This window comes from Pseudomonas sp. NFPP24 (assembly GCF_900112095.1).
Classification (GTDB): Bacteria; Pseudomonadota; Gammaproteobacteria; order Pseudomonadales; family Pseudomonadaceae; genus Aquipseudomonas; species Aquipseudomonas extremorientalis.
Window position 1 is genome coordinate 150,048 of record NZ_FOKD01000013.1, and the last position, 26,769, is coordinate 176,816.

General features: G+C 61.1%; 24 protein-coding genes, 1 pseudogene and 2 riboswitches. Of the genes and pseudogenes, 12 read left to right on the top strand and 13 right to left on the bottom strand.

Features of this window, described 5'->3' with window-relative positions:
* Positions 1 to 3: 3 nt before the first annotated feature.
* Entirely contained in the window at positions 4 to 1,065 is a 1,062-nt protein-coding gene (gene cobW / locus BM026_RS24470; RefSeq protein WP_093530415.1) for a cobalamin biosynthesis protein CobW, read from the bottom strand.
* A 92-nt stretch (positions 1,066 to 1,157) separates the two neighbouring features.
* Positions 1,158 to 1,358, bottom strand: a riboswitch (cobalamin riboswitch).
* A 124-nt stretch (positions 1,359 to 1,482) separates the two neighbouring features.
* Positions 1,483 to 1,689, top strand: a riboswitch (cobalamin riboswitch).
* A gap of 94 nt (positions 1,690 to 1,783) precedes the next feature.
* On the opposite strand from cobW, the gene BM026_RS24475 reads away from it, so the two are divergent.
* The 4 genes from BM026_RS24475 to cobM all read left to right on the top strand — a co-directional run bounded on the left by BM026_RS24475 (position 1,784) and on the right by cobM (position 3,889).
* Positions 1,784 to 1,972 (top strand): CbtB domain-containing protein, encoded by a 189-nt coding sequence (locus BM026_RS24475; RefSeq protein WP_093127496.1) that lies wholly within the window; start codon positions 1,784 to 1,786, stop codon positions 1,970 to 1,972.
* Positions 1,973 to 1,983: 11 nt separating this feature from the next.
* Positions 1,984 to 2,685: a CbtA family protein gene (locus tag BM026_RS24480; protein WP_093530417.1), complete on the top strand. Its 702-nt coding sequence runs from the start codon at positions 1,984 to 1,986 to the stop codon at positions 2,683 to 2,685.
* Positions 2,682 to 3,074, top strand: coding sequence for a cobalamin biosynthesis protein (locus BM026_RS24485; RefSeq protein WP_093514525.1), 393 nt, complete (start codon positions 2,682 to 2,684; stop codon positions 3,072 to 3,074). The genes BM026_RS24480 and BM026_RS24485 overlap by 4 nt, the downstream gene beginning before the upstream one ends.
* A 68-nt stretch (positions 3,075 to 3,142) precedes the next feature.
* A complete protein-coding gene (gene cobM / locus BM026_RS24490; RefSeq protein ID WP_093127489.1) occupies positions 3,143 to 3,889 on the top strand; it encodes a precorrin-4 C(11)-methyltransferase in 747 nt (248 codons plus the stop codon).
* Between the two features lie 186 nt (positions 3,890 to 4,075).
* Here cobM and nfuA read toward each other — a convergent pair whose 3' ends face one another.
* From nfuA to BM026_RS24505, 3 genes are all read right to left on the bottom strand, one after another.
* Positions 4,076 to 4,660, bottom strand: coding sequence for a Fe-S biogenesis protein NfuA (gene nfuA, locus BM026_RS24495; RefSeq protein WP_003173594.1), 585 nt, complete (start codon positions 4,658 to 4,660; stop codon positions 4,076 to 4,078).
* A gap of 59 nt (positions 4,661 to 4,719) precedes the next feature.
* Positions 4,720 to 5,742: an acyltransferase family protein gene (locus BM026_RS24500; RefSeq protein ID WP_093514526.1), complete on the bottom strand. Its 1,023-nt coding sequence runs from the start codon at positions 5,740 to 5,742 to the stop codon at positions 4,720 to 4,722.
* 87 nt (positions 5,743 to 5,829) lie between these two features.
* Entirely contained in the window at positions 5,830 to 8,121 is a 2,292-nt protein-coding gene (locus BM026_RS24505; RefSeq protein WP_093530419.1) for a fatty acid cis/trans isomerase, read from the bottom strand.
* 166 nt (positions 8,122 to 8,287) lie between these two features.
* On the opposite strand from BM026_RS24505, the gene metH reads away from it, so the two are divergent.
* Together metH and BM026_RS24515 are read left to right on the top strand one after the other, a co-directional pair.
* The gene (gene metH, locus BM026_RS24510; RefSeq protein ID WP_093514528.1) at positions 8,288 to 11,998 is read left to right on the top strand and encodes a methionine synthase; all 3,711 of its coding nucleotides are present in this window, start codon (positions 8,288 to 8,290) and stop codon (positions 11,996 to 11,998) included.
* Positions 11,999 to 12,050: 52 nt separating this feature from the next.
* The gene (locus tag BM026_RS24515) at positions 12,051 to 12,269 is read left to right on the top strand and encodes a DUF2970 domain-containing protein (protein WP_058426282.1); all 219 of its coding nucleotides are present in this window, start codon (positions 12,051 to 12,053) and stop codon (positions 12,267 to 12,269) included.
* Here BM026_RS24515 and BM026_RS24520 read toward each other — a convergent pair.
* Positions 12,266 to 12,963 (bottom strand): annotated as a pseudogene (locus BM026_RS24520) (hypothetical protein). The gene BM026_RS24515 and the pseudogene BM026_RS24520 sit on opposite strands and share 4 nt — an antisense overlap.
* 465 nt (positions 12,964 to 13,428) lie before the next feature.
* Here BM026_RS24520 and BM026_RS24525 point away from each other — a divergent pair.
* Together BM026_RS24525 and BM026_RS24530 are read left to right on the top strand one after the other, a co-directional pair.
* The gene (locus tag BM026_RS24525; RefSeq protein ID WP_071490673.1) at positions 13,429 to 15,087 is read left to right on the top strand and encodes a nitrite/sulfite reductase; all 1,659 of its coding nucleotides are present in this window, start codon (positions 13,429 to 13,431) and stop codon (positions 15,085 to 15,087) included.
* Positions 15,071 to 15,565, top strand: coding sequence for a DUF934 domain-containing protein (locus BM026_RS24530; RefSeq protein ID WP_048727764.1), 495 nt, complete (start codon positions 15,071 to 15,073; stop codon positions 15,563 to 15,565). Before BM026_RS24525 ends, BM026_RS24530 begins: the two co-directional genes overlap by 17 nt.
* Positions 15,566 to 15,670: 105 nt before the next feature.
* On the opposite strand, the gene BM026_RS24535 is transcribed toward BM026_RS24530, so the two are convergent.
* Complete coding sequence (locus BM026_RS24535; protein ID WP_093514529.1) at positions 15,671 to 16,084, bottom strand: MerR family transcriptional regulator; 414 nt, start codon at positions 16,082 to 16,084, stop codon at positions 15,671 to 15,673.
* Between the two features lie 71 nt (positions 16,085 to 16,155).
* Here BM026_RS24535 and BM026_RS24540 point away from each other — a divergent pair, with 71 nt between their 5' ends.
* Together BM026_RS24540 and poxB are read left to right on the top strand one after the other, a co-directional pair.
* Positions 16,156 to 17,388: an NADH:flavin oxidoreductase/NADH oxidase family protein gene (locus BM026_RS24540; protein WP_093530421.1), complete on the top strand. Its 1,233-nt coding sequence runs from the start codon at positions 16,156 to 16,158 to the stop codon at positions 17,386 to 17,388.
* 77 nt (positions 17,389 to 17,465) lie between these two features.
* Positions 17,466 to 19,190, top strand: coding sequence for a ubiquinone-dependent pyruvate dehydrogenase (poxB, locus tag BM026_RS24545; protein WP_092248880.1), 1,725 nt, complete (start codon positions 17,466 to 17,468; stop codon positions 19,188 to 19,190).
* Between the two features lie 45 nt (positions 19,191 to 19,235).
* Here the strand turns inward: poxB and BM026_RS24550 are convergent, their stop codons facing one another.
* Entirely contained in the window at positions 19,236 to 19,793 is a 558-nt protein-coding gene (locus tag BM026_RS24550) for an NADPH-dependent FMN reductase (RefSeq protein ID WP_071490677.1), read from the bottom strand.
* A gap of 228 nt (positions 19,794 to 20,021) precedes the next feature.
* Between BM026_RS24550 and BM026_RS24555 the strand changes: the two genes are divergently transcribed.
* Entirely contained in the window at positions 20,022 to 20,258 is a 237-nt protein-coding gene (locus BM026_RS24555) for a hypothetical protein (protein WP_058426290.1), read from the top strand.
* Between the two features lie 61 nt (positions 20,259 to 20,319).
* Here BM026_RS24555 and BM026_RS24560 read toward each other — a convergent pair whose 3' ends face one another.
* The gene (locus tag BM026_RS24560) at positions 20,320 to 20,664 is read right to left on the bottom strand and encodes a hypothetical protein (protein ID WP_092248874.1); all 345 of its coding nucleotides are present in this window, start codon (positions 20,662 to 20,664) and stop codon (positions 20,320 to 20,322) included.
* A 109-nt stretch (positions 20,665 to 20,773) separates the two neighbouring features.
* Here BM026_RS24560 and BM026_RS24565 point away from each other — a divergent pair, with 109 nt between their 5' ends.
* Positions 20,774 to 21,667, top strand: coding sequence for a LysR substrate-binding domain-containing protein (locus BM026_RS24565; RefSeq protein WP_092248871.1), 894 nt, complete (start codon positions 20,774 to 20,776; stop codon positions 21,665 to 21,667).
* On the opposite strand, the gene BM026_RS24570 is transcribed toward BM026_RS24565, so the two are convergent.
* The 5 genes from BM026_RS24570 to BM026_RS24590 form a co-directional block, all read right to left on the bottom strand.
* Positions 21,664 to 22,245, bottom strand: a complete 582-nt coding sequence (locus tag BM026_RS24570; protein WP_083351445.1) for a GNAT family N-acetyltransferase — start codon at positions 22,243 to 22,245, stop codon at positions 21,664 to 21,666. The two genes, BM026_RS24565 and BM026_RS24570, sit on opposite strands and share 4 nt — an antisense overlap.
* A gap of 8 nt (positions 22,246 to 22,253) precedes the next feature.
* On the bottom strand, positions 22,254 to 24,509 hold the full coding sequence (locus tag BM026_RS24575) for an Orn/Lys/Arg family decarboxylase (RefSeq protein ID WP_093530423.1): 2,256 nt from the start codon (positions 24,507 to 24,509) through the stop codon (positions 22,254 to 22,256).
* A 204-nt stretch (positions 24,510 to 24,713) separates the two neighbouring features.
* Positions 24,714 to 25,454, bottom strand: coding sequence for a DNA polymerase III subunit epsilon (gene dnaQ / locus BM026_RS24580; protein ID WP_165447934.1), 741 nt, complete (start codon positions 25,452 to 25,454; stop codon positions 24,714 to 24,716).
* A 70-nt stretch (positions 25,455 to 25,524) separates the two neighbouring features.
* Positions 25,525 to 25,977, bottom strand: a complete 453-nt coding sequence (gene rnhA, locus BM026_RS24585) for a ribonuclease HI (protein WP_003173571.1) — start codon at positions 25,975 to 25,977, stop codon at positions 25,525 to 25,527.
* Between the two features lie 30 nt (positions 25,978 to 26,007).
* Positions 26,008 to 26,766 (bottom strand): class I SAM-dependent methyltransferase, encoded by a 759-nt coding sequence (locus BM026_RS24590; RefSeq protein ID WP_071490683.1) that lies wholly within the window; start codon positions 26,764 to 26,766, stop codon positions 26,008 to 26,010.
* Positions 26,767 to 26,769: the final 3 nt, after the last annotated feature.

Genomic DNA, 26,769 nt, shown 5'->3' on the forward strand with positions numbered 1-26,769 from the left:
GGGTCAGACGCTGAGGGCGGCGCGCAGTTGCGCTTCGAGGCCCGCCGCGTCCAGTTCCTGGCCGATCAGCACGAGGCGCGTGGTGCGTGCTTCTTCAGCGCCCCAGGCACGGTCGAAGTGTTTGTCGAACCGCGTGCCCACACCCTGGATCAGCAGGCGCATCGGTTTGTTCGGGATGGCGGCGAAACCTTTGACGCGCAGGATGTCGTGTTGCACCACCAGTTGCGTCAGGGCATCGAGCAGCAGTGCTTCATCGGCTTGCGGCAAGTCGATGGAAATCGAGTCAAACGCATCGTGGTCGTGGTCGTCTTCACCTTCGTGGTGATGATCGTGGTGGCTGTGGCGGCCGTCGATGTGCTCTTCGGAACCGGCGCCCAGGCCGATCAATACGTCCAGGGGCAAGCGACCGCTGCTGGCTTCGACGATCTTCACCGCCGCCGGCAGCTCCTCGGCGACTTCCAGGCGCACGCGGGCCAGGTCTTCGGCATTGATCAGGTCGGCCTTGTTGAGGATCACCAGGTCGGCGCTCGCCAGTTGATCGGCGAACAACTCGTGCAACGGCGATTCGTGGTCCAGGTTCGGGTCGAGTTTGCGCTGTGCGTCCACCTGGTCCGGGAAGGCAGCGAAGGTGCCGGCGGCGACGGCCGGGCTGTCGACCACGGTGATCACCGCATCCACGGTGCAGGCACTGCGGATTTCCGGCCACTGGAAGGCTTGCACCAATGGCTTGGGCAATGCCAGGCCGGAAGTTTCAATGAGGATATGGTCGAGATCGCCGCGACGGGCGACCAATTCGCGCATCACCGGGAAGAATTCTTCCTGCACGGTGCAGCACAGGCAGCCATTGGCCAATTCGTAGACGCGGCCGTTGGCCTCTTCTTCGGTGCAACCGATGGAGCACTGCTTGAGGATTTCACCGTCGATGCCCAGCTCGCCGAATTCATTGACGATCACCGCGATGCGACGGCCCTGGGCGTTGTCGAGCATGTGGCGCAGCAAGGTGGTCTTACCCGAGCCGAGGAAGCCGGTGACGATGGTGACGGGGAGTTTGGCCAGTGTTTTCATCGGATGCCCTTGGGGGCGGGCATATGGGACGATTGGCGCTGCGACGGCGCGCAGCAGCGGATTTCGTCACCGGATCACCCCGCCCGGTTGAAGTAGAAAATCGGTTGCGAGGCAGGTCTCCTGGCTTGGGGCTTGCGGGTCTTGCGACCGGCGCTGGCTGCGCCTTCCCGCCTTGTCGGCAGTGGCGTGGCAGTCAGCTGAACCCTTTACAGTTGCGGGGGCAGCCGCGGCTTGGACCGCGTTCCCTTCTTAGCTTCGGCCTGGGCCGAAGAACCTCGAGGGTGCAAGGCTACGCAGTGCTTGGGGGATGGTCAATGATGGGGTTGGGTTGGCTTGAGTACATATCCATTGCTGCGGTAACGGACATGCCCCCAGAACGCACATCCCCAATTGACTCCCCTCCCACCCCCATGCTCTCCTACACATCTTGTTTCGGGTGCCCTGCAAAGGGTGAAACGGGAAACCGGTGACTCATGCACACACGCATGACAGTCCGGTGCTGCCCCCGCAACGGTAAGCGAGCGAAACGTCATATCCACTGTGCCAGTCGGCATGGGAAGGCGACGTTTTCAGGCATTGAGCCCCTCGCAAGCCCGGAGACCGGCCCGAAAAAATCAGATAACAAACCCGCGGTGGGCGGGCGCTGTTCAAAGCCCTGCGTGCCTGGCTCGCGGGGCTTTCATGCGCTCGTTTCACCCTGACACCTGAGGGACGCGCCATGTCGATCATCAGCAGCACTTCGCACGCCACCAGCAGCACCTCTACCTTGGGCCAACGCCTGACCGCCGCCATCGGTGCGTCGATCCTCGGCGCGTGCCTGGTGTACTTCGCCGGCTTCTCGCATATCGAGGCGGTACACAACGCTGCCCACGATACCCGCCACAGCGCCGCGTTCCCGTGCCACTGAGGCCTGCCGACATGATCAAGCGTATTGCGCAAACCGCAGGTTTCACCGGCCTTCTGGCTGCCCTGTTGCTGACTTTGCTGCAAAGTTTCTGGGTCGCCCCGCTGATTCTGCAGGCGGAGACCTTTGAAAAGGCCCCGGCAGCGGCTGAGCTGCACGAACACGCCGACGGCGCAACTGCACATACCCATGACGCCGAAGCCTGGGAGCCTGAAGACGGCTGGCAGCGCGTGCTGTCCACCACGGGTGGAAACCTGGTGGTCGCCGTTGGCTTCGCCCTGATGCTGGCCGGCCTGTACACCCTGCGTGCACCGACGCGTACCGCCCAAGGCCTGCTCTGGGGCCTGGCGGGTTATGCGACCTTTGTACTGGCGCCTACCCTGGGCCTGCCGCCCGAGCTGCCGGGCACCGCCGCCGCTGACCTGGCCCAACGGCAGATCTGGTGGATCGGTACTGCCGCGTCTACTGCAGCCGGTATCGCGCTGATCGTGTTCGGTCGCAACTGGCTGCTCAAGGCGCTGGGCGCGGCAATCCTGGTGGTGCCGCACGTGATCGGCGCGCCACAACCGCAAGTGCATTCGATGCTGGCCCCGGAAGCACTGGAAGCGCAGTTCAAGATTGCTTCGCAGCTGACCAACGTGGCGTTCTGGCTGGCCCTGGGCCTGATCAGCGCCTGGCTGTTCCGCCGCAACCGTGACGATCGATACTCGGCGTGAAACTGGTCGTCGGCCTGGGCTGCCGGGAGGGCTGTGATGTCCACACTCTGCTGGCCTTGTTTGACGCCGCCCTCGTCGAGGGCGGTATCGAGCGCCACCGTATCACTGCGCTGGCCAGTCTTGATCGCAAACAGGAAGAACCCGGGCTACTGGCCTTGGCCGCGCTGCTGAACCTGCCGTTGCAGTGTTTCAACGCTGAACGACTGGCGATTTATGCCGACCGGCTGAGCCATAAATCGGACGTGGCTTTTGCCCACACCGGCTGTTACGGCATCGCCGAAAGCGCCGCCCTGGCCCTGGCCGAACAGCTCGCCAACGCCCCTGCGCACCTGCTGATCACCCGCCAGAAAACCGCCCTGGCCACCTTTGCATTGGCGTGCGCCGACTGAAAACCCGATAATCGCCCCTTTCGATCATGAGCAGATTTCATGCTCGCCCGTTTTCATCAGGATTTCCCATGACCGTCTACTTCATCGGCGCAGGCCCCGGCGACCCGGAATTGATCACCGTCAAAGGCCAACGGCTGATCCGCAGTTGCCCGGTGATCATCTATGCCGGCTCGCTGGTGCCGGCGGCGGTACTGGAAGGTCATCAGGCAGAAACGGTGACCAACAGCGCCGAACTGCACCTGGAACAGATCATCGACCTGATCAAGGCCGCCCATGCCAAGGGCCAGGATGTGGCACGCGTGCACTCCGGCGACCCCAGCCTGTATGGCGCGATCGGCGAGCAGATCCGCCATTTGCGCGACCTGGGCATCCCGTTCCAGATCATCCCTGGCGTTACGGCGGTGGCCGCTTGCGCGGCCCTGCTGGAAACCGAGCTGACCCTGCCCGACATTGCCCAGAGTGTGATCCTGACCCGCTACGCGGATAAAACCAGCATGCCGGCCGGTGAGGACTTCGACAGCCTGGCGCGACATGGCACCACCATGGCGATTCATCTGGGGGTCAACCACCTGGACAGGATCGTCGCCGAACTGCTGCCCCATTATGGCGCGGATTGTCCGGTTGCCGTGGTGCACCGGGCGACGTGGCCCGATCAGGATTGGGCGGTCGGCACCCTCAGTGACATCGCTGCAAAAGTGGCGACCAAAGGGTTTCGGCGTACGGCGTTGATTGTGGTGGGTCGGGTGTTGGCGAGTGACAGTTTCAGTGAGTCATCGTTGTATCGGGCGGGGCATGCGCATCTTTATCGATCTTGATATTCAACATCACAAAACATTTACAACATATTGATTTTATTGAGTAAATTTATTAAAAAAAATCTGACAGCCCAGCTTTCGCAATGAACACTCAACATTAGATAGATAGCGTAATCTATTGAATTTAAAGCAAAAAAAAACGGCGCTCACGGGGCGCCGTTTTTATGTCCGCAGCGAACGCCTTACTCAGTAGTAGGCGTTTTCTTTCTGCGTGTGGTCGGTCACGTCACGTACGCCCTTGAGCTCCGGAATACGCTCGAGCAAGGTGCGCTCGATGCCTTCGCGCAGGGTCACGTCCGCCTGGCCACAACCCTGGCAGCCACCGCCGAACTTGAGCACGGCAATACCGTCTTCAACCACGTCGATCAGGCTGACCTGACCGCCGTGACTGGCCAGACCTGGGTTGATCTCGGTCTGCAGGTAGTAGTTGATACGCTCGTTGACCGGGCTGTCAGCGTTGACGTTCGGCACCTTGGCGTTCGGTGCCTTGATGGTCAATTGGCCGCCCATGCGGTCGGTGGCGTAATCGACCACGGCATCGTCAAGGAAAGCTTCGCTGAAGGCATCGATGTACGCGGTGAAGCTTTTCAGCCCCAGGGCGGTGTCTTCAGGCTTCTCTTCGCCAGGCTTGCAGTAGGCAATGCATGTCTCAGCGTATTGGGTGCCGGGCTGGGTGATAAAGACGCGGATGCCGATACCCGGGGTATTCTGCTTGGACAGCAGGTCGGCCAGGTAATCGTGGGCGGCGTCGGTAATGGTTATGGCAGTCATGGAAACTCCTCACAGGCTTGCCGGCAGTTTACGCCAAAATATTACGCAGGTACAAAGTCCTAGTATTTTTGTCGGGCAATAGATTCCGGCCCCTCTATGTCAAGCCAGCGCCTGAGGGCGCGATAGGTTCCCTTTTCAAGCCATTGGTAGCTCCAATATGAGCCCAACGCTATTGCTGCGATGCACACCAGCAGCATCGCGTAGGGATCTATTCCCATACTCTTGGCAATCAATAGCCCAGCAGCGAGTACCGGCACGTGGATCAAGTAAACCGAGTAAGAGCAGTCTCCCAGCATCTTCAAAAGGCGGGAGCCCTGAAAGTAGGGTTCCAACGCCACACAACTGATCACCAACACAGCGCTTGGCACCCCCCACTCCAACGAACGCGGTAGATTTGCCCCGTGATAAATCGCCACTGACGAGACCAGGATACCCAATAACGGCAACCATGAGCCGGACCGGCACAGGCCACATCGGTACAGCATGCCGATGGCAATACCCATCAGAAAGTCGAGAATAATGTCATTCCTGTAAAAACCGCTGGCTAGACCCAGGGCGGGGCCGATATAACACACAAGATAAAGCAGTGCCGCGACAACCCACAGCCGATAGGATTGCCGAACGAACAAAGAGAAGGAAAACAGCAGATAAAACAGCATCAAGAAGTTCAGGGTCCACCCGACGCCCAGCAGAGGGTAAACCTCCACACCCGGCGGGCTCGGGGCGGCAATGAACAGCAGCGACATCAACACATAGCCCGGCTCGATATTCTCGTACGGAAACATCGCAGGCACAGTCGCAACCAGCAGCATCATGAGCAGGGTATAAAACCAATACGCCGGAACGATTCTTGCCACACGCATGAGCATGAAACGCCAAGGTGTCAGGGTTTTGTCCGCAGTCGAAAGAAAAATCACAAACCCGCTGATAACAAAAAATATATCGACCCTGACCCCGCCTGTTTCGACCAACAGGTCCTCCAGCCAGTTATGCGCCTCAAAGTCGAAAAACAACTGTACGAAGTGAACACCCACCACCATCCACGCCGCCAAGGCACGTAGCGCTTGCACTGAAATCAACATGATCGGAATACCTGTTCCATTCCCGCAAGATAGATATCCGACCGCTTCAGCACCCGCTCAGAGAGATGACTGGATCACTGTCATTAGTTATAGGTTCTCATAGCGGTTCATGTCCAATACACCCTCTTCCACCGGCGTAGTCTCACGAATGTACCGCGACAGATCATGGAAATACTGCCAGAACAACGAATGACTGCGCCGCACACCCCACCGATCCACAATCTTCTCGAAACCCTTGGCATCCTTGGCCTGCTCCATTTCAGCCACGAACTCAGGCACGTCCTGGGCTGGAATATTGAACATGAAGTTCGGGTAGCTGCTCAGCACACCCGGATAAATCGTCACCGTATCCAGGCCCGGCTGGTAGCGATAGGCCTCCCCCAGCAAAAACGCCACATTACTGTGGGCACGATTGCGCAGCATGCTATAGACCACACGCTTGCCACCGGCGGTTTCAACCCGCAGCATCGTCGCTTCAGGCAATTGATCAATCACCTTGAGCCCGGCAGCTGGGCGTGAGGTCAGGCGGCTCAGGGCCTGCTCCGCATCCTGCAAGGCCGGGTCGATCCCATCGCGAGAGCAATAGGCGCCGCTGCAGCGGTTGATCGGGTCCGGGCTGGCGTTCAAATCGCCGTAACGGGTGAGCAACTGGTTGGCAAAGTCGCGCTTCGGATCGTTTTTGTTCAGGTGCAGACCAGTGGGTTTGTCGTCATCGATCGCCTCGTAATCCAGCCACAGCTTGAGCTTGCCGCTGTTCTGGTACCAATCGTCGAGGAAACCATCACGCGAATCGGCCGGCATCAGGCGCAAAAAGTTCTGCTCGGCACCATTGCGGATCAGGTCGAAATACAGCCGGGTCTGGGCCTGGTGCGACACATTGCCGAACACGTCGAAATTCACCGCCAATTGGTAATAGGTGCGCTCCAGCAGTGGATAGTCGAACAGCCACATCGTTTGCGGCACCTCGCCGATCAGGCCTTTGTTGACCGCGGCACTGTCGAAGTGGCGGAAGATGCTCAGCAAGGCATTGTCATTGCCTGCCCACAGGCTCGACCAACTCGGCGGCGGCAGGTCGGCGTAGCTGTCGCGGCGCAGCGCCTCGTATTCGTTGCGCTTATCGCGGTAGGCCAACCACAGGCTGAGCACGCTGCCCACGTCATCGTTTTGTCCCGGCATGGCCAGCAGCGGCGTGGCCTGGCCGCGATAGCGCGCATCGGTGATGTACAGGTCGTGGTCCGGGTCCTGGAACAGGGTCCAGAAATTGTCGCGGATCACATCCGTGGCGATCTGCCCACGGCACACCGGCCCACGGATAAAGGTACGCACGAAGTATTCGGCGTTATCCAGCATGAACTGGTAGCGCGCCTTGGCCGGGATGGCTTCGAAGGTTTCAAAAGGGTTGGCACGGCGGCCCGGACCGTAGCCCGGCAAGGCGTTGACCTGCCAATTGCCGGCGTAGAACAGCTCTTTGATGCGGGCCATCTTCTCGGCGCTGAACGGGTAGGTAATGTGGGTTTTATGCACGATCACGCCCTGCACCGGCCACAGGCGGTAATACACGCGGGTGCCGGGGTCATCATTGGGACGGCGCGTAGCGATCAGGTCAATCGGTTGGCCACTCGGCGTGCGCGAACGCACCCACTGGAAGAAATGCCCCGGCTCGCCATTCTCGAAGTAGATGTGCGCGAGGAATAAATGCTCGAACAACCAGCGCGCCACCAGGCTTTCGCGGGCGCCGGGCTGGTTGAACAGGTTTTCCCACTGCTGCACTTGCAGGGCTTCTTTCGCGCTGGGCGCCAGGCCTTGTTCATCAATCGGCGCGCCGGAGGCAAGCCAGCGTTGCAGGGTCTGGTACTGCTGGTCCGTCAGGCCAGTGACCGCCAGCGGCATGCCTTCCCTGGGGTGGGCGCCGGCATAGGCATTGAACTCGCCGGGCATGGCGCACATGTTCTCGCGGTTCAGGCCCAGCACGATGTCTTCGGGCAGCTTGGCGTTGGGTTGCAACGGCGCGTTGTGGCCCAGCTCCAGCATGCGCGCCATCAGCGCGGCCTGGCTGCCCTGGGCGTCCAGCACCGAATAGAAGCCCTTCTGCTGCCAGGCCTGTTTGCCGAAGGCGTCATAGAACAAGCGGGTGGTCGGCGTGGCCTGGCTGCGTTCGCCATCGTAGACCGGCACTTTGCTCGCGCCACGCGCCGCGCCCTCGGCACTGCCCAGGTTGAGCTGGCAGGCGGAGTCGTAGCAGGCATGGCAGGCCACGCATTTCTCGGTGAAGATCGGTTGAATGTCGCGGGTGTACGAAATCGCCGGGGCGGCTCCGTCGGCCTGTGCGATGCAGGCGACCAGTGCCAGGACGGCGCTGGTGATGAGGCGAAGTGACATGTATCCGGTCCCGATTCAATGCGTGCGCTGGAAAATTGCCGGTGATTCTACCGGGCCATACGGCCCTGCAACATGAGCGATATTCATCTAAAAACCGGGCATACTGCAAAACCGCACAGGTTTGTTATGATCCACGCCCTCCGTGATGCCTGACCAGAGTAGTCCCATGTCCGATCGTAGCGTTCGTCTGCAAGCCCTTCATCAAGCCCTCAAGGAACGTATCCTGATCCTCGACGGTGGTATGGGCACGATGATCCAGAGCTACAAGCTCGAAGAAGAAGACTACCGTGGCAAACGTTTCGCCGACTGGCCGAGCGACGTCAAGGGTAACAACGACCTGCTGGTGATCACTCGCCCGGACGTGATCGGCGGCATTGAAAAAGCCTACCTGGATGCCGGTGCCGACATCCTCGAAACCAACACCTTCAACGCCACCCGCATCTCCATGGCTGACTACGGTATGGAAGAGCTGGCCTACGAGCTGAACGTAGAAGGCGCACGCCTGGCGCGCAAGATCGCCGACGCCAAGACCCTGGAGAACCCGGCCAAGCCACGCTTCGTCGCCGGCGTGCTCGGCCCGACCAGCCGGACCTGCTCGTTGTCACCAGACGTGAACAATCCCGGCTACCGCAACGTGACCTTCGATGAACTGGTGGAAAACTACACCGAGGCCACCAAAGGCCTGATCGAAGGCGGCGCCGACCTGATCCTGATCGAAACCATTTTCGACACCCTCAACGCCAAGGCCGCGATCTTCGCCGTGCAAGGTGTGTTCGAGGAGCTCAATACCGAACTGCCGATCATGATCTCCGGCACTATCACCGACGCCTCCGGTCGTACCCTGTCGGGCCAGACCACCGAAGCGTTCTGGAACTCGGTCGCCCACGCCAAGCCGATTTCGGTGGGCCTGAACTGCGCCCTGGGCGCCAGCGAACTGCGTCCGTACCTGGAAGAGTTGTCGAACAAGGCCAACACCCACGTGTCCGCGCACCCCAACGCCGGCCTGCCCAACGAATTCGGCGAGTACGACGAACTGCCTTCGCAAACCGCCAAGGTCATCGAAGAGTTCGCCCAGAGCGGCTTCCTCAATATTGTCGGCGGCTGCTGCGGCACCACGCCAGGCCATATCGAGGCCATCGCCAAGGCCGTGGCCGGTTATGCGCCACGCGTGATCCCGGACATCCCCAAGGCGTGCCGCCTGTCGGGCCTGGAGCCGTTCACGATTGATCGCAGTTCGCTGTTCGTCAACGTCGGCGAGCGCACCAACATCACCGGCTCCGCCAAGTTTGCCCGGCTGATCCGTGAAGACAACTACACCGAGGCCCTCGAAGTCGCCCTGCAGCAGGTGGAAGCCGGCGCCCAGGTGATCGACATCAACATGGACGAGGGCATGCTCGATTCGAAGAAGGCCATGGTGACCTTCCTCAACCTGATTGCCGGTGAGCCGGACATCTCCCGCGTGCCGATCATGATCGACTCCTCCAAGTGGGACGTGATCGAGGCGGGCCTGAAGTGCATCCAGGGCAAGGGCATCGTCAACTCCATCAGCATGAAGGAAGGCGTCGAGCAGTTCATCCACCACGCCAGGTTGTGCAAGCGCTACGGCGCGGCCGTGGTGGTGATGGCCTTCGACGAAGCCGGCCAGGCCGACACCGAAGCGCGCAAGAAAGAGATCTGCAAACGCTCCTACGACATCCTGGTGAATGAAGTCGGCTTCCCGCCGGAAGACATCATCTTCGACCCGAACATCTTCGCGGTCGCCACCGGTATCGAAGAGCACAACAACTACGCCGTCGACTTCATCAACGCCTGCGCTTATATCCGTGACGAACTGCCCTACGCGCTGACCTCCGGCGGCGTGTCCAACGTATCGTTCTCGTTCCGTGGCAACAACCCGGTGCGCGAGGCGATCCACTCGGTGTTCCTGCTGTATGCGATCCGCAGCGGCCTGACCATGGGTATTGTCAACGCCGGCCAACTGGAGATCTACGACCAGATCCCGGTCGAGCTGCGCGACGCCGTGGAAGACGTGGTGCTCAACCGCACCCCGGACGGCACCGACGCCCTCCTCGCCATCGCCGACAAGTACAAGGGCGACGGCAGCGTCAAAGAAGCCGAGACCGAGGAATGGCGCGGCTGGGACGTGAACAAGCGCCTGGAACACGCCTTGGTCAAGGGCATCACCACGCATATCGTTGAAGACACCGAAGAATCCCGGCTGTCGTTCGCGCGTCCGATTGAAGTGATCGAAGGCCCGCTGATGTCCGGCATGAACATCGTTGGCGACCTGTTCGGCGCGGGCAAAATGTTCCTGCCCCAGGTGGTGAAGTCCGCCCGCGTCATGAAACAGGCCGTGGCCCACTTGATCCCGTTCATCGAGCTGGAAAAAGGCGACAAGCCGGAAGCCAAGGGCAAGATCCTGATGGCCACCGTGAAGGGCGACGTGCATGACATCGGCAAGAACATTGTCGGCGTGGTGCTGGGTTGCAACGGCTATGACATCGTCGACCTCGGCGTGATGGTGCCGGCGGAGAAGATCCTGCAGGTGGCCAAGGAGCAGAAATGCGACATCATCGGGCTGTCCGGCCTGATCACCCCGTCCCTGGACGAGATGGTGCACGTGGCCCGCGAAATGCAGCGCCAGGACTTCCACCTGCCGCTGATGATCGGCGGTGCGACCACCTCCAAGGCGCACACGGCGGTGAAGATCGAGCCCAAGTACAGCAATGATGCGGTGGTGTACGTGACCGACGCTTCGCGTGCGGTCGGCGTGGCCACGCAGTTGCTGTCCAAGGAACTCAAGGCCGGCTTTGTCGAGCGCACCCGCGAAGAGTACGTGGAAGTGCGCGAACGCACGTCGAACCGCAGCGCCCGCACCGAACGCCTGAGCTACCCGGCCGCCATCGCCAAGAAGCCGCAGTTCGACTGGAGCAGCTACACGCCGGTGGTGCCGACCTTTACCGGCGCCAAGGTGCTGGACAATATCGACCTCAAGGTGCTGGCCGAGTACATCGACTGGACACCGTTCTTTATCTCCTGGGACCTGGCCGGCAAGTTCCCGCGCATCCTCGACGATGAAGTGGTCGGTGAAGCGGCCACTGCGCTGTACGCCGACGCCCAGGAGATGCTCAAGAAGCTGATCGACGAAAAACTCATCAGCGCCCGTGCGGTGTTCGGCTTCTGGCCGACCAACCAGGTGCAGGACGATGACCTGGAAGTCTACGGCGATGACGGCCAGCCGATTGCCCGGTTGCACCACCTGCGCCAGCAGACCATCAAGACCGACGGCAAGCCGAACTTCTCCCTGGCCGACTTCGTGGCGCCCAAGGACAGCGGCGTGACCGACTACATCGGCGGCTTCATCACCACCGCCGGCATTGGTGCTGAAGAAGTCGCCAAGGCCTACCAGGACGCGGGCGACGACTACAACTCGATCATGGTCAAGGCCCTGGCCGACCGCCTGGCCGAGGCCTGCGCCGAATGGCTGCACCAGCAGGTGCGTAAAGAGCACTGGGGGTATGCCAAGGACGAGCAACTGGACAACGAGGCGCTCATCAAGGAGCAATACAGCGGCATCCGCCCTGCCCCGGGCTACCCGGCGTGCCCGGATCACACCGAGAAAGCCCAGTTGTTCCAGTTGCTCGACCCCGAGGCCCGCGAGATGCAGGCCGGCCGCAGCGGTGTGTTCCTCACTGAACACTACGCAATGTTCCCGGCGGCTGCCGTCAGCGGCTGGTACTTCGCCCACCCGCAGGCGCAGTACTTTGCCGTGGGCAAGGTCGACAAGGACCAGGTGACCAGCTACACCGCGCGTAAAGGCCAGGACCTGAGCGTGACCGAGCGTTGGCTGGCGCCGAACCTGGGGTACGACAACTAAGCCCGGCTGGATTGTCTATGCTCTCCCTCACACACCTTGTGTCGAGGGATGTATGGACGATCCAGTCAACAACAAACCCCCTACCTTCTGGCAGATGCTACACAGCGTCGTGGCGGCCGCGTTTGGCGTGCAGAGCGGCAAGAACCGCGCCCGCGACTTCACCCACGGCAAGCCCAGCCACTTTGTGGTGCTGGGCATTCTGTTCACGGCGGTGTTTGCCTTGACGCTGTTCGGCATCGTCAAGCTGGTGCTGCACCTGGCCGGCGTCTAGCGCAGCAGCAGTTGCAGGCTGAAGGGGTAACGGTAGGACGCCGGCTTGCCGACGGCTGACAGTGCGCGAAAATCCACCGGCGCCAACGGACCGAGCAGGCGTTGCGCCTGGGTCGCATCGATCAGCTGGAACAACGCCTCCTGGCAGTCACGCCCGCCATGGGCGTCGATATTCACGCCCTTGGCATCATCGTTGATCAACACCATCGCCCAACCACCCAGGGTGAAATGGCCTGCGACCAGCGTACTCAGGCGACCATCCAAGCGTGCCTGCAAGATAGCCGGCGAGCTGTTGACGGCGCTGAACAGTACGTCCTTGCCAGGCACTCGCCCGCTCTGTTGAAAGGCCTGCATCGCCATAGACCAAATGACGCAGGCGCACCTCGAGGTGCTCGACCAAGCGCGGCGCAGGCCCTGTTCACGCAACTGCGCAGCCGGAGCGGTCTTGGTGCCGGAGAACGCTAGCAGTTCGATGGATTGGCCAGCGGCAACGGGACCGTGCAGACGTAGCAGACCCGTGAGCATCAGGTAGCCGGCCTGTTCATCATCGGTGACCATACTGGCGATCCGTAGCGCACGCGCAGATGCAGGCCGAGGTCCTTGGCACCGGCCTGCATGAATTGCGCGTAGCTGACCCGGAAGGTTTCCGTCGACATGCCCGGGTTGAGAAACACCACCGACGTGGCATGGACCATGGCCCCATACGCCGATCCCAGCAACCACACACACGCAATCAGCACCTTCGATAGGGTTATCAAGCCTTGAACATTGACCGCCATGGATAGTGGCAAGGCGACAGTCAATCGAGGCTCTTTACTGGTGGCTCACCCAGAATACGGCGGTTCCCACCACCAGGATGATCAGAAACAGAATGGCCCAGGCATCAACGGTACTATCAGGTTTACGGGCTTTTGTCGGATTGCTCATCGCATCGCCTCTTGTCGGTTTTATAGGAGATAACGCTTAAACACGCTCACAGTAAAGTCGACGATTGCCCGCATGACAAATGTGGGTATGGCGATAACGGTTCTCATTAGTCAATTTGGTTATTTGCATATACTCAAACATCACTTTTGCGCATAAACGCAAACTGGTATCGTGCGCCGGCTCCGTTGGGAGTGCGCGGCCGTGCGCGCAGATTTGCCGAGAACAGGACCTATATGTACGTATACGACGAATACGATCAGCGCATCATCGAGGACCGCGTCAAGCAGTTCCGTGATCAGACCCGACGCTATCTGGCAGGTGAACTGAGCGAAGAAGAGTTCCGCCCTCTGCGCCTGCAAAATGGCCTTTATGTTCAGCGCTTTGCGCCGATGCTGCGGGTGGCCGTGCCCTACGGCCAACTGACGTCGCGCCAGGTACGCATGATGGCCAAGATTGCCCGCGACTACGACAAAGGCTACGCCCACATCAGTACCCGCCAGAACGTACAGTTCAACTGGCCGGCCCTGGAAGACGTGCCGGATATCCTGGCCGAGCTGGCCACCGTGCAGATGCACGCCATTCAGACCAGCGGTAACTGCCTGCGCAACGTGACCACCGACCAATTCGCCGGTGTCGCCGCCGACGAGCTGATCGACCCACGCCCGTGGTGTGAAATCGTGCGTCAGTGGACCACCTTTCACCCCGAATTCGCCTACCTGCCGCGCAAGTTCAAGATCGCCATCAATGGCTCGACCTCAGACCGCGCGGCCATCGAAGTGCACGATATCGGCCTGGAGCCGGTGTACAACGCGGCCGGCGAGCTGGGCTTCCGCGTACTGGTGGGCGGCGGCCTCGGCCGTACCCCGGTGGTCGGCGCATTTATCAATGAATTCCTGCCATGGCAGGACCTGTTGAGCTACCTCGACGCGATCCTGCGGGTCTACAACCGCTACGGCCGTCGAGACAACAAGTACAAGGCCCGGATCAAGATCCTGGTCAAGGCGCTGACCCCAGAGGTCTTCGCCCAGAAAGTCGATGCCGAGATGGAACACCTGCGCGGCGGCCAGACCACCCTGACCGAAGCTGAAGTGCATCGTGTGGCCAAGCACTTCGTCGACCCTGAGTACAAGGTCTTGAGCAATCAGGACGCCGAGTTCGCCGCGCTGGATAAAGAACATCCAGGCTTCGCCCGCTGGCGTGCCCGCAATACCCTGGCGCACAAAAAGCCGGGTTATGTGGCGGTGACCTTGTCGTTGAAACCTACCGGCGTAGCGCCGGGCGATATTACCGACAAACAGCTGGACGCCGTCGCCGACCTGGCCGAGCGCTACAGCTTCGGTCAACTGCGCACCTCCCACGAGCAGAACATCATTCTCGCGGACGTTGAGCAGAGCCAGTTGTTCACTCTGTGGGGCGAGCTGCGCGAAGGCGGTTTCGCCACGCCGAACATTGGCCTGCTGACCGACATCATCTGCTGCCCGGGCGGCGATTTCTGCTCCCTGGCCAACGCCAAGTCGATCCCGATCGCCGAATCGATCCAGCGCCGTTTCGACGACCTGGACTACCTGTTCGACATCGGCGAGCTGGACCTGAACATCTCCGGCTGCATGAACGCCTGTGGTCACCACCACGTCGGCCACATCGGCATCCTGGGCGTGGACAAGAAAGGCGAAGAATTCTACCAAGTGTCCCTGGGTGGCAGCGCCAGCCGCGATGCGAGTCTGGGCAAGATCCTTGGCCCATCCTTCGCCCAGGAAGCCATGCCCGAGGTGATCGGCAAGCTGATCGACGTGTACATCGAACAGCGCACCGAAGATGAGCGCTTCATCGACACCTACCAGCGCATCGGCATCGACCTGTTCAAGGAGCGCGTCTATGCAGCGAATCATTAAGAACAACGAAGTCCTCGACGAAACCTGGCACCTGCTGCCCAAGGACGCGAGCTTCGACGGCATTTCCAACTGCGACGACCTGATCGTGCCGTTGGCCCTGTGGCGCGAACACGGCCACGCCCTCAAGGCCCGCGACGGCGGCCTGGGTGTGTGGCTGGACGCCGATGAAGAAGCCGAGGAGATCGGCGACGACGTGGAACACTTCCAGGTCATCGCCCTGAACTTCCCGGCCTTCACCGACGGTCGCAACTACTCCAATGCGCGCCTGCTGCGTGACCGCTACGGTTACAAGGGGGAGTTGCGTGCGATTGGCGACGTGCTGCGCGACCAGCTGTTCTACCTGCGCCGCTGCGGGTTCGATGCCTTCGCCCTGCGCGCCGATAAAGACCCGTACGAAGCACTGGAGAGCCTCAAGGACTTCTCGGTGACGTACCAGGCGGCAACGGATGAGCCGTTGCCGTTGTTCCGCCGGCGCTGAGTATCAAAGGTGGGAGGGGGCTTGCCTCCGATGGCGGTGGATCAGTCAATGAATCTGTTGACTGGCCCTCTGCTATCGGGGGCAAGCCCCCTCCCACATTGGCATCTACTTGCTCTGTAGACCGGTCTTGATCGACGCCAGCACCTGCTTCTGCCCCATCGAACACGGCACCCCTTCCGGCTGCGCCTGCACTGCCTCGATCACACCCAGTAGTTGCGCCTTGCTGTGGGCCAACTGCGCCTGCATGGCCTCAATCTGCTCCACCTTGCGCTCCAGCGCTTCAAGCAACGCCTCACGCTTGTGCTCCCCTGGCGCGGGCATCAACGCCTTGAGTTCCTGCAAGGTGAACCCGGCCTGCTGCGCGCTCTGGATCAGTTGCAGGGTCTGCAGCGCTTCGGGTGCATAGCGTCGATAGCCATTGGCCTGCCGCCCCACTTGGCTGATCAGGCCCTGCGCCTCATAGAACCGGATACGCGACGCCGCCAGCCCACTCTGTTTTGCCAGTTCTCCAATATTCATCGAACTACCTGCTTGACCTTAAAGTTACCTTTAAGCTTAGCCTGAGGCTTCCCCTGCTCAGGAGTCAACTCATGTCGCCCTTTGAAACCCTGCAACTGCCCAATGGCCAAGTCCTTTCCAACCGTATCGCCAAGGCGGCGATGGAAGAGAACATGGCGGACGCCCGGCAAGCGCCCTCCCCCGAGCTGAAGCAGCTCTACACGGCCTGGGCCGATGGCGAGCCGGGCCTGTTGATCAGCGGCAACGTGATGGTCGACCGCCGCGCCATGACCGGCCCCGGCGGCGTTGCCCTTGAGGACGAGCAGCAACTGCAGCGCTTTCGCGAATGGGCCGACGTGGCGCGGCGCAAGAACGTGCACTTCTGGGTGCAACTCAGCCATCCTGGGCGCCAGACACCCGCCAACCTGCGCCAGCAGGCCATTGCACCGTCCGCCGTGGCGCTCGACCTCGGCGGTTTCTCGAAGATGTTTGCCACGCCCAAGGCCATGACCGAGGCCGACATCCAGGACGTGATCCAGCGCTTCGCCACCAGCGCCCGCCTGGCCGAGAAAGCCGGTTTTACCGGCGTACAGATCCACGGCGCACACGGCTACTTGCTCAGCCAATTCCTGTCGCCGTTGAGCAACCAACGTACGGATCGCTGGGGCGGTTCACTGGAGAACCGTGCACGCCTGCTCCTGGACGTGATCCGTGCGGTCCGCACCAGTGTCAGCCCGTCGTTTTGTGTGTCGGTCAAACTCAACTCCGCTGATTTCCAGCGCGGTGGGTTCGAAGAAGCGGATGCACGCGCCGTGGTCGAGATGCTCAATCCGCTGTCCATCGACCTACTGGAATTGTCCGGCGGCAGCTATGAAGCACCGGCCATGCAAGGCGAAGCACGGGACGGCCGGACCCTGGCCCGGGAGGCGTATTTCCTCGAATTCGCCAGCGAAGTCGCCGCCATTGCCCAGATGCCGGTGATGGTCACCGGCGGCATCCGTCGCCTGCCCATCGTGCAACAAGTGCTCGACAGCGGTATCGCCATGGCCGGCATCGCCACCGCCCTGACGCTGGAACCGCAACTGATCCAGCACTGGCGCGAAGGCCGCGACCCCAACCCGCAACTCAAACCCATCGACTGGAAGCGCAAGCCCCTGGCATCCCTGGCCATTCTCGCCGTGGTGCGCTACCAGATGCGCCGCCTCAGCCGCGGCCATCTGCCCAAGGCCCACGTCGCACCTTGCATGGCGCTGGTGCGTGACCAATGGTTTCTGGCCCGGCGCACCCGGCAATACCGCGCGGCCATGACGCAATCTTCACATTAAAGGCGGAGCATTCGCCGTGATCGAACTGTCCCCTATTGATCAGCAGTTTTTAACCTCACTGACGATTGGAGTTCTTCATGGCGAAAATCAACCTGGCCCAGCAATTGGCGACCACCCTTGAACAGGCGGGCATCAAGCGCATCTGGGGGCTGACCGGCGACAGCCTCAACGGCCTCACCGACGCGCTGCGCACCATGGACAGCATCGAGTGGATGCACGTGCGCCACGAAGAAGTGGCGGCGTTCGCCGCCGGTGCCGAAGCGGCTGCTACTGGCGAGCTGACGGTGTGCGCTGGCAGTTGCGGGCCGGGCAACCTGCATTTGATCAACGGACTGTTCGATTGCCATCGCAACCATGTGCCGGTGCTGGCGATTGCCGCGCAAATTCCATCTTCAGAGATTGGCCTGAACTACTTCCAGGAAACCCATCCCCAGGAACTGTTCAAGGAATGCAGCCACTTTATCGAGCTGGTCACCAACCCCGAGCAGATGCCCCAGGTACTGCATCGCGCCATGCGTTCGGCGATCCTCAATCGCGGAGTGGCCGTGGTGGTCATACCGGGCGATGTATCGCTGCTGGAGGTCGAGGACAAACTCAAGCCGTGGCCCGCCCTGCATGCACCGCGTACGCTGCCAGCGGAACAGGACCTGCAACGCCTCACTGATATCCTCGAAAACAGCCGCAAGGTCACCCTGCTGTGCGGCAGCGGGTGTGCCGGAGCCCATGATCAAGTAGTCGCCCTCGCCGACGCACTGGGCGCCCCCGTGGTACACGCGCTACGTGGCAAGGAGCATGTGGAGTGGGATAACCCGTTCGACGTCGGCATGACCGGCCTGATCGGTTTCAGCTCCGGCTACCACGCCATGCTCGACTGCGACACGCTGATCATGCTCGGCACCGATTTCCCTTACCGCCAGTTCTACCCCACCGACGCCAAGATCATCCAGGTCGACCGCAACCCACAGGCACTCGGTCGACGTGCCACGCTGGACCTGGGTATTGCCGCCGACGTCAGCGAAACCCTCGCTGCGCTGCTGCCAAGGTTAACGCGCAAGACTGATCGCAGCTTTCTCGAAACGTCCTTGAAGCATTATGAAAAAGCCCGTCAAGGGCTGGACGACCTGGCCCAGCCGTCGAAAGCCAACCGGCCGATTCACCCACAGTACGTGGCACGCCTGCTCAGTGAGTTGGCGGATGACGATGCGATCTTCACCGCCGATGTCGGCTCTCCCACCGTGTGGGCAGCGCGCTATTTGAAGATGAACGGCAAGCGCCGCCTGATCGGTTCGTTCAACCATGGTTCGATGGCCAATGCCATGCCCCAGGCCATTGGTGCGCAGGCGGCATTCCCGAATCGCCAGGTGATCTCGATGTCGGGTGACGGCGGTTTCGCCATGCTGATGGGCGACTTTATCTCGCTGGCGCAACTGAAGCTGCCAGTCAAAGTCATCGTATTCGATAACTCGTCCCTGGGCTTTGTCGCCATGGAAATGAAGGCGGCGGGCTACCTGGACGCCGGCACCGAGCTGAAAAACCCGGATTTCGCCGCCATGTCCAACGCCATGGGCATCCTAGGCATTCGCGTGGAGCAATCCGAAGACCTGGAACCGGCCCTGCGCCGCGCCCTGGCCCATGACGGCCCGGTGCTGGTGGATGTGGTCACCGCCACTCAGGAATTGGTGATGCCGCCGACGATCAAGCTGGAACAGGCCAAGGGGTTCAGCCTGTACATGCTCAAGGCGGTGATGAGTGGGCGTGGCGATGAGGTGATCGAACTGGCACGCACCAACTGGCTGCGCTGAACCCAGCGTGGGAGCTTGCTCCCACTGCTGGACCTGATTGCCCGATCAAGCGAGCTGTTTTTCGACCCATTTACCGTAGGCATCGATGAAGGCCTGCAGGAACGGTCTGGTCTTCTCGGACACCTTGCCCGCCTCATCGAACACACTGCCCGCGCCGCCCAGGTAGGCCTCCGGCTGCTGCATGCACGGCACATCGAGGAATACCAGGGACTGGCGCAGGTGATGGTTGGCGCCAAACCCGCCAATCGCACCCGGCGATACGCTGATGATCGCCCCCGGCTTGCCACTCCAGGCGCTCTGCCCGTACGGCCGGGAACCCACGTCGATGGCATTCTTCAACGGGGCCGGGACGGAGCGGTTGTATTCCGGGGTCACGAATAACACCGCGTCGGATGAGCTCACCTGTTTGCGGAAAGTACTGTAGGCTGCCGGCGGTGATGCTCCGTCAATGTCTTCGTTGTAGAGCGGCAAATCGCCAATTTCCACAATGTTCAACTTCAGGTTGGCAGGGGCCAGTTCAGCCAATGCCAGGGCAACCTTGCGGTTGATCGAGTCTTTTCTCAAGCTGCCGACCACGACGGCGATGGTGTAGACCTTGCTCATTGGGGCTTCCCGACGTCTGACTAAAGGAGCTTGTAGTTATAAAGTCTTCGCGACGGGTTCACCAGAAGGTTTTTGATAATCCTGCGGGCACCTGCATTGCGCAGCATCATGTAGGAAGCATCTGAAAACATCGGCGAATAGTATTTTTATTCCGTAAGTAAACTACCCAGCTCCATGACGGTCTACAGAACCGCAAATCGAGTGTTTATCTCCAGAGGTTCTAAACAGATGGCAGCAGTACTAGTCGGACAGTTTCATGCCAGAGACGCAGAGGGACGCGTGTATTCGGTGCATGAGTTCCAGGAATCCAACCCGGCGCAAGGCGACCTGGCTGGCTCGGCACCTACCATTACCTACAAGCTGGCCATTGGCGACCGTGTAGAGAAACTGGAAGGCGACGAATTCAAGCTGATCCAGTCGGGCACCATTCTCGTGCGCGAATCGCAAACCACCCTCGCGTCATAAGATCCCGCCTTATCCACCTGCTCAGTCCTGGCCATTGACGGCGTTGACTGGGCTGGGGTGATCACGGGCGACGGATCTCGGTGACTTCAATGCCCTGCTCGCCCTCGACCTTCTTCACGGTCACCACCAATCGCCCCCGCTCACCCTCCACCGCGAACATGGAACGCTGGTAGCCCGCCGTGTTGTAGCCTGGGTGCGCCACCACCTGCCTGACCAGTTCAATTCCCAACACCGCCCCCACCTGTTCGATGACCTGTTCCTGGGAACGGATAAACGCTTCAAGTGCCAGGTTTTCCGGCGCGGTTTCGTTTTGACTGTTGAAGAGATAAGCAGCCACGCACCCTACGGTCACCAGGACCAGCAGTTGCTTGACCGTTACCCCGAGGAATATCGAGGGTAGAGGCATGTGAGACCAGACCTGTTTTTGTTGTTAATGCCGGCAGCCGGCTTTGGTCGTTAATGATCAGCGAAGCCATTCTATTGAATACCCGGCTCGCTGCACATAGACTCCGGCGATGCGTTTACGTCATATCGAAGTGATTCAGGCCATCTTGCAGACCGGACACCTCGGCACGGCCGCCGAGTGGTTGCAACTTCCCGTGGGCGATGTGGACGCGGCGCTCAAGGACGCCGAGCAACAGCTCGGCTTCATGTTGTTCGCCAGTGTGCGCGGGCGTTTGCAAGCTACCCGGGAAACCCTGGAACTGCAGGCGGAAATTGCCCATGTGTATGAGGCCCTGGAGCCGGTGCAACGCCTGGCCAGCCGCCTGAAAAACCATCATGCCCCTGCCCTGCGCGTGCTCTGCACACCGCCGCTGGCCAATCAGCTGTTGCCGCACAGTATTGCGGTGCTGCGCCGACGCTTCCAGGACACGCCCTGCAACCTGTCGAGCCAACCCACCCGGGAGATCATCAGGAGCCTGCTGCTGCACGAAGCCGACGTGGGTTTGAGCCTGCATGACCCGGAGCACCCGCAGATCCACTGCACCGTACTCGCCCAGGGCAAGCTGCAACTGCTGGCCCCCCATGGTTGGCTCAAACCCAAGCAGAAGTACATTGCGCTGCAGGACCTCGCCGGACAATCGATGATCGGCCTGGAGGGCCAGGACCCGCTCAGCCGCCTGCTGGACGCCAAGCTGCAAGCCTTGCGCCCGCTGCCGGTGGTGCAGACGCGGGTGCAGACCTACCAGATGATGCGCAGCATGGTGGAAGCAGGCGAAGGCCTGGCGGTGGTCGACCCGTTCACCGCGTTCGGAGCCCGCGAGGCCGGGCTGGATGCGTGCCCGGTGTCGCCGCCGATCATGATCAGCCTGTATGCGCTGACCCTCAAGGATGGCCCGACCTCCCCGGCGCTGAATGCGCTGCTGGAGATCGTGACGCAGAAGGCCGAGGGTTTGTTGGCGGGTTAAGCGTTGCCGGCTTCGCTCTTGAACAACCGATACCAGAATATCGCCACTTCGCGGGTCTGCGGGTCGATACCGCGATAGCGCAGATGGTCGATGCCGCCCATCACATAGCCGCAACGCTCGTACAAGCGGCAGGCACCGAGGTTGTTGTTCTGGGTTTCGAGCATCATGCCGGGGAGGTTTTTCTTGCGACTCCAGAACTGCGCCACATCCAGCAACGCCTTGGCTACTCCGTGGCGGCGCGCAGGCAAGGCCACCGCCAACTCGTCGACATGGGCAAAGCCGTTCCAGTTGGTGCTGACCACGATGTGCCCCACCGCCCGGTCGTCCAGGTAGGCCATGAAGATCGCACTGTCGGGCGCGTCACGGAAACTGGCGAACTCCTCAGGGTCAATGCCGTAGCACTTGCGGTACGGCAAGATACGCTCCACGGGCCATTGATCGACCCGCTTGCCCATCTGCGGCTCACCGTAGGCGCTGACCTCAAAGCTGAAGTCATTGCCCCACACATAGGCATCAAAGCCTTCATCTGCGACCCGCACACTGAGTCCGGGATACTTCGGGTTCATTACAGCCTGCATAAACATCCTTAACCCTTGATGCAATCGACGGTGTAACAACGACCGCTGCCATCATCCTCGCGTTGCAACCCATGAACATCGGCGACAAAACCGGGGAAACTGCTATCGAACGTCCGGGCAAACGCCAGGTAGTCGATGATCGAGCGCGTCGACTCGGTAAAGCGCTCGCCCGGCATGATCAACGGAATGCCGGGCGGATAAGGCACCAGCATCACGGCTGCGATGCGTCCTGGCAAGGCGTCGATGGAAACCGCCTCCACTTCGCCCCTCACCAATTGGTCGTAGGCGTCGGCGGGCTTCATCGCGATTTCCGGCAATACGGTGTACATGCGCTTCAAATGCCTGGCCGTGGCGTTGCTGCGATAACAGCTGTGCAACTGGTCACACAGGTCGCGCAAGCCCAGGCTTTGGTAGCGCGTCGGCCCTTGGGCAAACACCGATGGCAAACAACTGGCCAGGCTGATATTGGCGTCGTAACTGCGCTTGAATTCCAGCAATTCGGTGAGCAAGGTACTCCATTTACCTTTGGTAATGCCCATGGAGAACAGCACGAGGAAGGAATACAGCCCGGTCTTTTCCACTACCAGGCCGCGCTCCCAGAGGAACTTGCTGACCACCGCCGCCGGGATCCCGCAATCGCTCAAGGCACCGCCGGCATTGAGACCGGGCATTACCAGGGTCACTTTGATCGGGTCGAGCAGCACGTAGTCCTCGGCTACGTCACCGAAGCCATGCCAGTCATCCTGGGGATGCAATAACCAATCGGCGGTGGCGACCTTGTCGATCCCCGCCACCGACGGTGGCTGCCAGATGGAAAACCACCAGTCCTCGGCGGCGATATGCTGGCGCAGATTGGCCAGGGCGCGGCGGAAGCTCAGCGCCTCATCAAACATCTCCTGCAACAGCGAACGCCCGGCCGGGCCTTCCATCATTGCCGAAGCCACGTCCAGGGAGGCAATGATGCTGTATTGCGGCGATGTGGAGATATGCATCATGAACGCTTCATTGAAACGGTCACGGTCGAGCTGGCGTGCGCCACCGTCCTGCACATGGATCATCGAAGCCTGGCTGAAAGCTGCCAGCAGTTTGTGGGTGGAGTGAGTGGTAAACACCAGCGGGCTGTCCGCCGTGCGCGAGGTGCCCATGCCGTAGCGCCCGGCGAAGAACTCATGAAACGCCGCGTAGGCGTACCAGGCCTCGTCAAAATGCAGCACCTCGACGCTGTTACCCAATTGCTGCTTGATCAGCTCGGCGTTGTAGCACAGGCCGTCGTAGGTGGAATTGGTGACCACCGCCATTTTCACTTTCGGCGGGCGGCCACGGGTCAAGGGACTGGCGTCGATCTTGGCGCGGATCGACTCGGGGCTGAACTCGCTCAGGGGAATCGGACCGATGATCCCCAGTTCGTTGCGCTCCGGGCACAGGTACAGCGGGATGGCGCCGGTCATGATGATCGAATGCAGCACCGACTTGTGACAGTTGCGGTCCACCAGCACCAGGTCATCGCGCCCGACCATGGAATGCCAGACGATTTTGTTGGCGGTGGAGGTGCCGTTGATGACGAAGAACGTATGGTCGGCGCCAAAGTTACGCGCAGCACGGGCTTCGGCTTCGGCCAGCGGCCCGGTGTGATCCAGCAGCGAACCCAGCTCGGGCACCGAGACCGATAGATCCGAGCGCAGTGTGTTTTCCCCGAAGAACTGGTGGAACGCTTGCCCCACCGGGCTTTTGCGATAGGCCACACCGCCGCCATGGCCCGGTGTGTGCCAGGAATAGTTCGAATCAGCCGTGTGCTGCACCAGCGCCTTGAAGAATGGCGGCAACAGACCATCCAGATACGTACGTGCCGCACGGGCGACTTGCCGGGCGAGAAACGGCACGGTGTCTTCGAACAGATACAGGATGCCGCGTAACTGGTTGAGTTCGCTCATGGCGTCGGCAGGCGCGTTTTCCAGGGTGACTTGCTCCCCCAGGGCAAAGATCGGCAGGTTGGGCGCCCGCAGCCGCGCCAGGCGGATCAGCTCGACCATGTTCTGTAGAAGGTGGGTGTTTTCGCCAGCGCCTTCGGCGGCGATCAACATGCACGCCAGGCCATGATGGGTAGACGCCACCAGCCTGCCTTCGGCGTAGTCCACCGCGGAAAATATAGAAAAGCCCTCTTGCTCCAACTCCCGGGCGATGCCTCGGACCCGGTCACCGGCAACGGTGTCGGCCTTGATGTCGCGGTGCACGATCAGGACGGGAAACTTCAGGTCTTTATACATGTTTGCTTGTCGTCCTGAGGGCTATGCACTCAAGGGTAGAAGCTTGGCGGCCATGACGCGAATGAAGATTGACAGGCAATTGAAATCAATTGTGGGAGGGGGCCTGCCCGCGATAACGGTACATCAGTCAACACAGGTTTCGACTGGCCTGCCCCTATCGGGAGCAAGCCCCCCCCCACAGTTCCAATCGAGTTCAGCCAGGGGTTATTGCTGGGTCAGTTGGGTCCATAATGCCGGCGCGCCCGCCGATTTGGCGATCGCTTCGAGCCGAGCCGCGTGTTCCGCGAGGTCCTGTTCGCTGGCGCGGATGATAGTGGTCGGCTTGCGATCAGCCGGCAGTCGGCGGATTTCCGAAGGACGGTTGCCCGAGCCTTCCGCCGAACCGCTGCCATCGGAGGCGTTGCCCGCCAGGGACAGGCTGGTCTGCCCGCCGGTCATGGTCAGGTAGACGTCAGCGAGAATCTCGGAGTCGAGCAAGGCGCCGTGGAGCTCACGGCCGGAGTTGTCGACGCCATAACGTTTGCACAGGGCGTCGAGGCTGTTGCGCTGACCCGGGTGGCGCTCACGGGCCATCATCAAGGTATCGAGGATCGAGCAGTGCCGGGAAATGTCCGCGCGATCGGTCTGCCCCATCAGGGCAAACTCGTTATTGATGAAGCCGACGTCAAACGCCGCGTTATGGATGATCAACTGGGCACCGTTGATGAATTCGAAGAACTCATCGGCGACTTCGGCGAAGCGCGGCTTGCCCTTGAGAAATTCGTCAGTGATGCCGTGGACGGCGATTGCGCCTTCGTCACTGTCGCGGTCCGGTTGCAGGTAGACGTGGAAGTGACGGCCGGTCAGGCGACGCCCCATCAATTCGACACAGCCGATTTCAATGATCCGGTGACCGTCGGTCACCGGCATGCCGGTGGTTTCGGTATCGAGTACAACAGATCGGATGGCCATCAGGGTTCAGCTCTCAACGGTTTGGTGTATTTCAAAGGGCGCGATGTTACCACGTGAGTCGCCTTCAACTCTGCTTGTAGCCCCGCACTTCATCCACGCCACGGTTGGCCAACTGGTCAGCACGCTCGTTGCCGGGATGGCCGATGTGGCCGCGTACCCATTTCCAGGTGATGTCATGGCGATTGCATTGCTCATCGAGCAATTGCCACAGGTCGGCATTTTTCACCGGTTCCTTGGCGGCGGTTTTCCACCCGCGCTTCTTCCAGTTGACCATCCACTCGTTGATGCCCTTCATCACGTATTGCGAGTCGGTCACCAGCAGCACATTGCAGCGGCGCTTGAGTTCTTCCAGGCCACGAATGGCGCCCATCAGCTCCATGCGGTTGTTGGTGGTGTTGGCCTCACCGCCCCACAACTCCTTCTCCACGCCTTTGCACACCAGCAACGCGCCCCAGCCGCCGGGGCCCGGGTTGCCCTTGCAGGCGCCATCGGTGAAGAGTTCTACGCTATCGGTCATCGGTTGCTCGGTATCAATTCAAAAAGAGGATTACGCATCGCTTTGCTTGCGGTTGACCTTGGCCATCGGCAATGGCACCAGCTTGCCCATCGGTTCGCGGCGCACCTGCTGCAACGGGCGCAGCCCGACCGCGATCTTGCGCGCCACCAGCAGGTAAAAGCCGCCACCGGACAATTGCCAGGCGCCGGCCCGGCGTTCCCAGCCGGCCAGGCGGCCCTGCCACTTGGTCGACGCAAGCGGCGGACGATAGCACCCGAAGCGGCGTTTCTCCAGCGCGAAGCCCAGCAGGTTCAGCCAGTCGCCCACCCGCTGCGGCGAGATGCAGCGCGCCTGGCGCAGGCCGTCATGGGCGAACACATGGCGCAGGCCCCAACTGCTCCAGGGGTTGATACCCACGATCAGCAAATGGCCACCGGGCCGTACGCTGCTCGCCGCCTCGCGCAACAAGCCGTGGGGCGACAGGCAGAAATCCAGCCCGTGCTGCAACACCACTACATCGGCAGCATGCTCGCTCAACGGCCAGGCCTGTTCCTCGCACACGATCTCCACGCCTGGCAACGGTGCCCCCAGGCGAACATTGCGTTGCACCTGCGGCGCGCAGGGCGGCGTTTCGGCCGAGGGGCCGTAGTGCACCAGATAGCCACCAAAGAACCGGCCCAGCTCGTCTTCGAGCATGCGCCGTTCTTCGTCCAGCAGAAATTGCCCGATGGGACCGGACAGCCACTCGCGGGCCGCGCCGATCAGGGCCAGCCACTCAGGATCGGCCTGGGCGAACGCTTTATCAGTCATTGC

What these genes read in the sequence shown, in the direction of transcription:
- BM026_RS24535 (WP_093514529.1), bottom strand. Translation starts at nt 16,084, where the DNA reads ATGAATATTGGAGAACTGGCAAAACAGAGTGGGCTGGCGGCGTCGCGT.
- BM026_RS24575 (WP_093530423.1), bottom strand. Translation starts at nt 24,509, where the DNA reads ATGTATAAAGACCTGAAGTTTCCCGTCCTGATCGTGCACCGCGACATC.
- BM026_RS24590 (WP_071490683.1), bottom strand. Translation starts at nt 26,766, where the DNA reads ATGACTGATAAAGCGTTCGCCCAGGCCGATCCTGAGTGGCTGGCCCTG.
- poxB (WP_092248880.1), top strand. Translation starts at nt 17,466, where the DNA reads ATGGCGAAAATCAACCTGGCCCAGCAATTGGCGACCACCCTTGAACAG.
- rnhA (WP_003173571.1), bottom strand. Translation starts at nt 25,977, where the DNA reads ATGACCGATAGCGTAGAACTCTTCACCGATGGCGCCTGCAAGGGCAAC.
- BM026_RS24475 (WP_093127496.1), top strand. Translation starts at nt 1,784, where the DNA reads ATGTCGATCATCAGCAGCACTTCGCACGCCACCAGCAGCACCTCTACC.
- metH (WP_093514528.1), top strand. Translation starts at nt 8,288, where the DNA reads ATGTCCGATCGTAGCGTTCGTCTGCAAGCCCTTCATCAAGCCCTCAAG.
- BM026_RS24500 (WP_093514526.1), bottom strand. Translation starts at nt 5,742, where the DNA reads ATGTTGATTTCAGTGCAAGCGCTACGTGCCTTGGCGGCGTGGATGGTG.
- BM026_RS24565 (WP_092248871.1), top strand. Translation starts at nt 20,774, where the DNA reads ATGCGTTTACGTCATATCGAAGTGATTCAGGCCATCTTGCAGACCGGA.
- BM026_RS24555 (WP_058426290.1), top strand. Translation starts at nt 20,022, where the DNA reads ATGGCAGCAGTACTAGTCGGACAGTTTCATGCCAGAGACGCAGAGGGA.
- BM026_RS24480 (WP_093530417.1), top strand. Translation starts at nt 1,984, where the DNA reads ATGATCAAGCGTATTGCGCAAACCGCAGGTTTCACCGGCCTTCTGGCT.
- BM026_RS24550 (WP_071490677.1), bottom strand. Translation starts at nt 19,793, where the DNA reads ATGAGCAAGGTCTACACCATCGCCGTCGTGGTCGGCAGCTTGAGAAAA.
- nfuA (WP_003173594.1), bottom strand. Translation starts at nt 4,660, where the DNA reads ATGACTGCCATAACCATTACCGACGCCGCCCACGATTACCTGGCCGAC.
- BM026_RS24515 (WP_058426282.1), top strand. Translation starts at nt 12,051, where the DNA reads ATGGACGATCCAGTCAACAACAAACCCCCTACCTTCTGGCAGATGCTA.
- cobM (WP_093127489.1), top strand. Translation starts at nt 3,143, where the DNA reads ATGACCGTCTACTTCATCGGCGCAGGCCCCGGCGACCCGGAATTGATC.
- BM026_RS24525 (WP_071490673.1), top strand. Translation starts at nt 13,429, where the DNA reads ATGTACGTATACGACGAATACGATCAGCGCATCATCGAGGACCGCGTC.
- BM026_RS24530 (WP_048727764.1), top strand. Translation starts at nt 15,071, where the DNA reads ATGCAGCGAATCATTAAGAACAACGAAGTCCTCGACGAAACCTGGCAC.
- BM026_RS24540 (WP_093530421.1), top strand. Translation starts at nt 16,156, where the DNA reads ATGTCGCCCTTTGAAACCCTGCAACTGCCCAATGGCCAAGTCCTTTCC.
- BM026_RS24570 (WP_083351445.1), bottom strand. Translation starts at nt 22,245, where the DNA reads ATGCAGGCTGTAATGAACCCGAAGTATCCCGGACTCAGTGTGCGGGTC.
- BM026_RS24560 (WP_092248874.1), bottom strand. Translation starts at nt 20,664, where the DNA reads ATGCCTCTACCCTCGATATTCCTCGGGGTAACGGTCAAGCAACTGCTG.
- BM026_RS24505 (WP_093530419.1), bottom strand. Translation starts at nt 8,121, where the DNA reads ATGTCACTTCGCCTCATCACCAGCGCCGTCCTGGCACTGGTCGCCTGC.
- cobW (WP_093530415.1), bottom strand. Translation starts at nt 1,065, where the DNA reads ATGAAAACACTGGCCAAACTCCCCGTCACCATCGTCACCGGCTTCCTC.